At 46.4% G+C, this 6131-nt stretch carries 5 protein-coding genes and 2 pseudogenes; all 7 read left to right on the forward strand.

Annotation, left to right across the window (positions count from 1 at the left end):
* Positions 1-486, forward strand: a pseudogene (locus ACTIE6_RS15260) (beta-ketoacyl synthase chain length factor); the annotation flags it as partial.
* Positions 476-1246, forward strand: coding sequence for a polysaccharide deacetylase family protein (locus ACTIE6_RS15265; RefSeq protein ID WP_439557458.1), 771 nt, complete (start codon positions 476-478; stop codon positions 1244-1246). The pseudogene ACTIE6_RS15260 and the gene ACTIE6_RS15265, both read left to right, overlap by 11 nt.
* Positions 1233-1865 carry a LolA family protein gene (locus tag ACTIE6_RS15270; RefSeq protein ID WP_439557459.1) on the forward strand — a complete coding sequence of 211 codons (633 nt, stop codon included), beginning with the start codon at positions 1233-1235 and terminating at the stop codon, positions 1863-1865. Before ACTIE6_RS15265 ends, ACTIE6_RS15270 begins: the two co-directional genes overlap by 14 nt.
* Positions 1866-1880: 15 nt before the next feature.
* On the forward strand, positions 1881-2234 hold the full coding sequence (locus ACTIE6_RS15275) for a 3-hydroxyacyl-ACP dehydratase (protein ID WP_439557462.1): 354 nt from the start codon (positions 1881-1883) through the stop codon (positions 2232-2234).
* Positions 2235-2298: 64 nt separating this feature from the next.
* On the forward strand, positions 2299-3480 hold the full coding sequence (locus ACTIE6_RS15280) for a DUF2062 domain-containing protein (protein ID WP_439557460.1): 1182 nt from the start codon (positions 2299-2301) through the stop codon (positions 3478-3480).
* A gap of 181 nt (positions 3481-3661) precedes the next feature.
* Positions 3662-5893, forward strand: coding sequence for a sodium-translocating pyrophosphatase (locus ACTIE6_RS15285; protein WP_439557461.1), 2232 nt, complete (start codon positions 3662-3664; stop codon positions 5891-5893).
* A gap of 43 nt (positions 5894-5936) precedes the next feature.
* Positions 5937-6131 (forward strand): annotated as a pseudogene (locus ACTIE6_RS15290) (hypothetical protein); the annotation flags it as partial.

Genomic DNA, 6131 nt, shown 5'->3' on the forward strand with positions numbered 1-6131 from the left:
GGAGCAGCGGATGAATACATCGAGATACTATCGGAAATAGCGGGAGAACTGAGTGTGCGTCCGACGCGACAACTTACCTCGGCGGCATCATTTTTTATTGTTTCCAATGCACCCGGAAGCGAAATCGTTGCCTGCGTAAAAGATTGCTGGCCCATTGCATTCCCGGAAAACAAGGCTTTGGCGATCAACGAATTCTTGCAACGGAATGAACTGAAAATAGCTGAACTGGATTACGTTTTGTTTGCTTCGCTGCTGCCGGAACAGTCCGGAGAGCTGACTGAGTTGTTTACTGAGGCTGGTATCAGCGAAGAAAAATGCATTGATTATCTGGCATACTCGGGCATTTACCCGACCGCTGCTGCTTTTGGAATGCACTATGCGGCGGATATGATGCGAACAGAACAATCAATCCGTAACATATTGGTCGTAAATGCATTGAGGAGTGAGAACCTGGGATTAACATTGATACAATCAGTTGAAGCATAACATCGTCACATTTACATCCATTACCGTATTTGCATTGAGCGGGATCATCTTTTGGGAGACTGGCTTTGCATGGTTGATTTTTGTGGCTATTGTGGTGGCTTACCTCGCGATTACTGCTTACGGATCTTTTAAAATCCAGTCCAACTACTTTTTAAGGTCCATTAACAAAGGCAAGAAAAAGGCTATCTCGCTTACATTCGACGACGGACCAGATCCTGACACCACGCCGCGCATCCTGGAAGTTTTAAGAGAGAAGAATGTGAAAGCAGCATTTTTTGTAATTGGCAAAAAGGCGGCCATATATCCGGAGCTGCTGCGCCAGATTGAAAGTGAGGGACATATTATCGGCAACCATACTTACAGCCACAGCTACTTTCTCGGGTTTTTTCCCGGAACGAAATTGAAACAAGACATTGAAAAATGCAGTGAAGCAATTCTGGCTGCGATAGGGAAGTCACCTATGTATTTCAGACCGCCTTTTGGTGTTACTAATCCCATTTACGCCAAAGTACTGAAAGAGCTGCGGCTGCATTCGATAGGCTGGTCGCTGCGGAGCCTGGATACGCGCGCTTCCAATAAATACCAGATTATCAACAAGATCATAGCCCGGCTTAAAACGAGAGATATTGTGCTCCTGCACGATAACCTGCGCGTTACTGCCGATTCTGTCGAAGACGTGATCGAGCATTGTCTGCAAAAGGGGATCAAGATTATACCTCTTTCCCAACTCATCGAAAAAGAAGCTTATGAACAATCTTAGGTTTGTTTTGTGCCTGTTCTGTCTGGCGCTTGTGCAAATCTCGCAGGCGCAAACTTTCAAGCCGGTGGCTGATCAGGAAAAGGTTTTGGCAGAGTTGCGTAAAACTTCGCAGGCTACCACATCCATTCAGGCGGCTTTTACAGAAGAGAAATTCCTGGCAGTATTGAAAGAGCCCGAGCGTTCCTCAGGTTTGTTCTATTTTCAGCAGAAAGACAAAATGCGTTGGGAGCAAAAGTCTCCTTCTAAATACGTCATATTAATTAACGGTGATAAGTTGCGTATTCAGGAAGGTGGAAAAGAGAAGAATGTAGGTCAGGCTGGGAGAATGGCGGCGCAGATTAAAGAATTGATGATAGGACTCGTAAATGGGGATTTCCAACAGAATAAGGCGTTTGCTATTGCTTGTCTGGGCAGCGAAGACCAGTACCAGATCGTGCTGACCCCCATTAACCGGCGGTTAAAAAATATCTATTCAAAAATCACGATGGTTTTTCCAAAAAGCTCTCTCAGGCTGAAAGAACTGGTGTTTTTTGAAAAGGGAGGCGACAAAAGTGTGATGAAATTTTCAGCCGAGAAATTCAATCAGCCGATTAACGATAGCCTCTTCCAAAATTTATAAGTATACTTGAACAGGATGCAGCAAGGTATTTACCAGATCGGGAAGCTCGAACAAACGGAAGACAGTGTAAAAGCAGCAGTGAAAATCGATCCTTCGCACGCACTTTTTAACGGACATTTTCCAGGTGCTCCGGTGGTGCCGGGCGTGATTCAGCTGGAAATGGTGCAGGAGCTGCTGGCGCAACATACAGGCAGAAAGTTGAAGTTAAAGTCGCTGAGAACCTGTAAATTCCTGGAAGTACTCGACCCGTCAAGGCATGAAGAACTGACGGTTTTTATTAAATACAAGACGCAGGATATGCTGGATATTACCGCTTCCGGGGAAAGTGGCGGTTCAGTTTTTTTCAAGCTGCAAGCAACATTTATCTGAGTTATTTACTCTCTTTTGCGACTCAACGGACATAAAGAAATTTTTTATCAGTCCCGTAACTAAAATGACTCTTTCGGAGATCAAGTGCTGCATTATCATTCCTTCTTACAACAATCAGAACACATTGCGGAGGGTTATCGATTCTGTGCTTCCTTATGCGGACGGGCAGACGGTGATTGTGGTCAACGATGGTTCTACGGATGATACCAAGTACATTCTGTCCTCGTACGGCGTTAAACTGCGTGTTCTAAATAATTTCAGGAATTTTGGAAAAGGCTACTCGCTCAGGCGGGCATTTCAGGAAGCGATGCTGCTGGGTTACGAGCATGCAATTACGCTCGATTCAGACGGTCAGCATCTTGCGAGCGACATACCTGCCTTTATCGAAGCCGCGCATTCAAACCCGGGTGCATTGATCATGGGATCAAGGAATATGGCGCAGGAGGGAGTGCCGGGCAAAAGCTCTTTTGGTAATAAGTTTTCCAATTTCTGGTTTAAGTTCGAGACCGGGATCACGCTCCCGGATACGCAAACGGGTTTCAGGCTATACCCCTTGCAGCCGCTCAGATCCATGAAGCTTTTCACGCGGAAATTTGAAACCGAAATAGAAGTGATCGTGAAAATGGCCTGGCGCGATGTACCCATTATTCCCATTAACATACAGGTTATTTATGATAAGAGTGAGCGCGTTACGCACTTTCGTCCGTTCCGTGATTTTACGCGGATCAGCATTCTTAATACGTGGCTGGTTATACTTACCCTGCTCTACTACCTGCCCAAAAGGTTGATCCTGCAAGTGAGGCAAAAAGGGTTTTGGAACCTGATCAAACAGGAAGCTATCAAGCCGGGTGAATCCAATCTTGACAAAGCCAGATCAATCGGTTTCGGCTTTTTCATGGGCATTTTACCAGTCTGGGGTTTTCAGCTGCTGATCGGAATCCCGCTCTCGATTTTCTTCCGGATGAACAAAGTCCTTTTCCTCACTGCCGCCCATATCAGTATTCCTCCATTTATTCCATTCATCATTTTCGCCAGTTACAAATTTGGCGGTTTGTTCTACGAGAAAGGAGTGGAAATCAGCGCTTTTGACAACCTGACACTTGAATCCATTCACCTCAATTTTGTACAGTACATGCTGGGAGGAACAATGCTCGCGATAGCTGCCGGTATTGCAGGCTTTCTGGGCAGTCTGCTTCTTCTTGCAATCTTCCGTCCGGCAGGCTCAAAGGCGCTGGAGGCTAATTAGTTAGGTTGATTTTTGATAATCAATGCTCCAATTTCTGACGCGTTCCCGTAAAGCTATATTCATTAAATTTTTATAAAATCTATAAGAATTAACCAAAAAGCAGGTTTTTGGATTTTGTTATGAGGTCTCATTCTCTATATTTACGGAATTGTAAACATTTTAACAATAAATTGGATATAGCATGAGTGTCATTACCTATTTAGTACCGGTTCTCGGTCTTGTTGGCCTGCTGGTTATGTTCTTCAAAAGAGGCTGGGTTGTCCGACAGGATGGTGGAAGTCCTGAAATGAAAGAGATAGCAGATGCTATCGCAGATGGCGCCCTTGCCTTCCTGAAAGCCGAATGGCGTGTACTCATCGTCTTTGGAATTATAGTTGCAATACTCCTGGGCTACTCAGGTACCCTCGTTGAAAATTCAAGTGCATTTATCGGAATATCGTTTGTAATTGGCGCATTTGTATCTGCATTCGCAGGATACATCGGGATGAATATCGCTACAAAATCTAACGTGCGTACCACCCAGGCTGCGCGTACCAGTCTGGCAAAAGCGCTGGAAGTTTCATTTACAGGTGGTTCTGTTATGGGGATTGGCGTAGCAAGTCTTGCAGTAATTGGACTGGGCGGACTGTTTATCATTTTATATTCTGCATTCGTAGGCGACAGCACAGACGTGAATGGACTGGCAATGGAAAAAGTGCTGGAAGTACTAGCCGGATTTTCGCTTGGTGCTGAATCCATTGCGCTTTTTGCGCGTGTGGGCGGCGGTATCTACACCAAAGCAGCTGATGTAGGCGCCGACCTTGTAGGTAAGGTTGAAGCAGGAATTCCCGAAGACGATCCGCGCAACCCTGCTACGATTGCAGATAACGTAGGTGACAACGTAGGCGACGTAGCCGGAATGGGCGCCGATTTGTTTGGTTCATACGTGGCTACGATCCTGGCGACCATGGTGTTAGGCCGGGAAATTGTTGCTACTTCAACAGACAACTTTGGCGGCATTGCACCAATTTTGCTTCCAATGGTCATCGCAGGAGTGGGCCTGATCGCGTCTATTATCGGGATGATGCTTGTGCGTGTTGCTGATGACAATGGCAATGTACAGGCTGCATTAAACCGCGGAAACTGGGGTTCCATTATCCTGGTGCTGGTTGTAAGTTATCCTTTGACAATGTGGATGCTGCCAGAAGGCACGCTCACGATCAGAGGGGTGGATTTTACGGCAATGGACGTGTACTGGGCGATTTTGCTGGGCTCTGTGGTGGGTGCGATTATGTCGATGGTGACGGAATACTATACTGCAATGGGTAAGCGGCCGGTTCAGTCGATTGTTAACCAGTCTTCAACGGGTCACGCGACTAATATTATTGGCGGTCTTTCCGTGGGAATGGAGTCAACTGTAATTCCTACGCTTGTACTGGCAGCAGGTATTTTTATCAGCTATGAATTTGCAGGCCTGTACGGAGTAGCTATCGCAGCAGCAGGTATGATGGCGACAACTGCTATGCAGCTGGCGATCGATGCATTTGGCCCGATTGCCGATAATGCGGGCGGAATTGCCGAAATGGCATATTTACCTGAGGAAGTACGCGGCCGCACAGATGTGCTCGATGCAGTAGGTAACACCACTGCCGCCACCGGAAAAGGCTTTGCAATCGCTTCGGCGGCTCTTACCTCCCTGGCGCTTTTTGCTGCTTTCTGCGGTGTGGCGGGGATTAATTCCATTGATATTTATAAAGCCAATGTGCTCGCTGGCCTATTTGTTGGCGCGATGATACCTTTTATTTTCTCATCGCTGGCAATTGCGGCGGTTGGTCGTGCGGCTATGAAAATGGTGGAAGAAGTACGTCGTCAGTTCCGGGAGATACCCGGTATTATGGAAGGTACGGCCAAGCCGGAGTATGACAAATGTGTCGCTATCTCCACGCAAGCTTCAATCCGTGAGATGGTAGCTCCCGGCCTTATCGCTTTGATTGTGCCTGTGCTGGTCGGCTTTCTTTTTGGGCCGGAGGTACTTGGTGGAACATTGGCAGGAGTGACGGTTTCCGGCGTATTGATGGGAATATTCCAGAACAATGCAGGCGGCGCCTGGGATAATGCCAAGAAGTCATTTGAAAAAGGTGTGTTAATTAACGGACAGACTTACTACAAGAAATCAGAACCGCATAAGGCGGCGGTAACGGGAGATACCGTGGGAGATCCGTTTAAAGATACCTCGGGTCCTTCAATGAACATCCTTATTAAGCTGATGTCGATCGTTTCCCTGGTAATCGCCCCGCACATTGCGGTCGAGCATGCGGATATGCACGGACTGAACGAAAAAGCGAAGGCTGAAAAGGTAATTTCATTTGAGGCTAAAAAAACTGGTAGCGCATCAGCAGAAGTATTTGCAGATGCGTTCAAGGATTTAAAGTAAAGAATAACCAAGCTTGACTGTATTGAAGATAACCCGGCCACAAATGGTCGGGTTTATTCGTTTAGGAGTTAAACCGGATTTCTTTAATTTTATATCGAATCAAAGAGTAGCATTTATGTTGCCCAAACCCATCATTAAGAAAATTCTGTCATCAAGTAAGCCTCAGCTGGCTCAATGGGGAGTTTGTCAGATAGGTATATTTGGCTCTTCTAAAAGGGATCAAATGACAGCCGACAGT

The organism is Dyadobacter sp. (genome assembly GCF_051859145.1).
Taxonomy (GTDB): domain Bacteria; phylum Bacteroidota; class Bacteroidia; order Cytophagales; family Spirosomataceae; genus Dyadobacter.

Excerpts from the sequence above, each read along its gene's own strand:
- ACTIE6_RS15270 (WP_439557459.1), top strand. The coding sequence starts at position 1,233 with ATGAACAATCTTAGGTTTGTTTTGTGCCTGTTCTGTCTGGCGCTTGTG.
- ACTIE6_RS15275 (WP_439557462.1), top strand. The coding sequence starts at position 1,881 with ATGCAGCAAGGTATTTACCAGATCGGGAAGCTCGAACAAACGGAAGAC.
- ACTIE6_RS15280 (WP_439557460.1), top strand. The coding sequence starts at position 2,299 with ATGACTCTTTCGGAGATCAAGTGCTGCATTATCATTCCTTCTTACAAC.
- ACTIE6_RS15285 (WP_439557461.1), top strand. The coding sequence starts at position 3,662 with ATGAGTGTCATTACCTATTTAGTACCGGTTCTCGGTCTTGTTGGCCTG.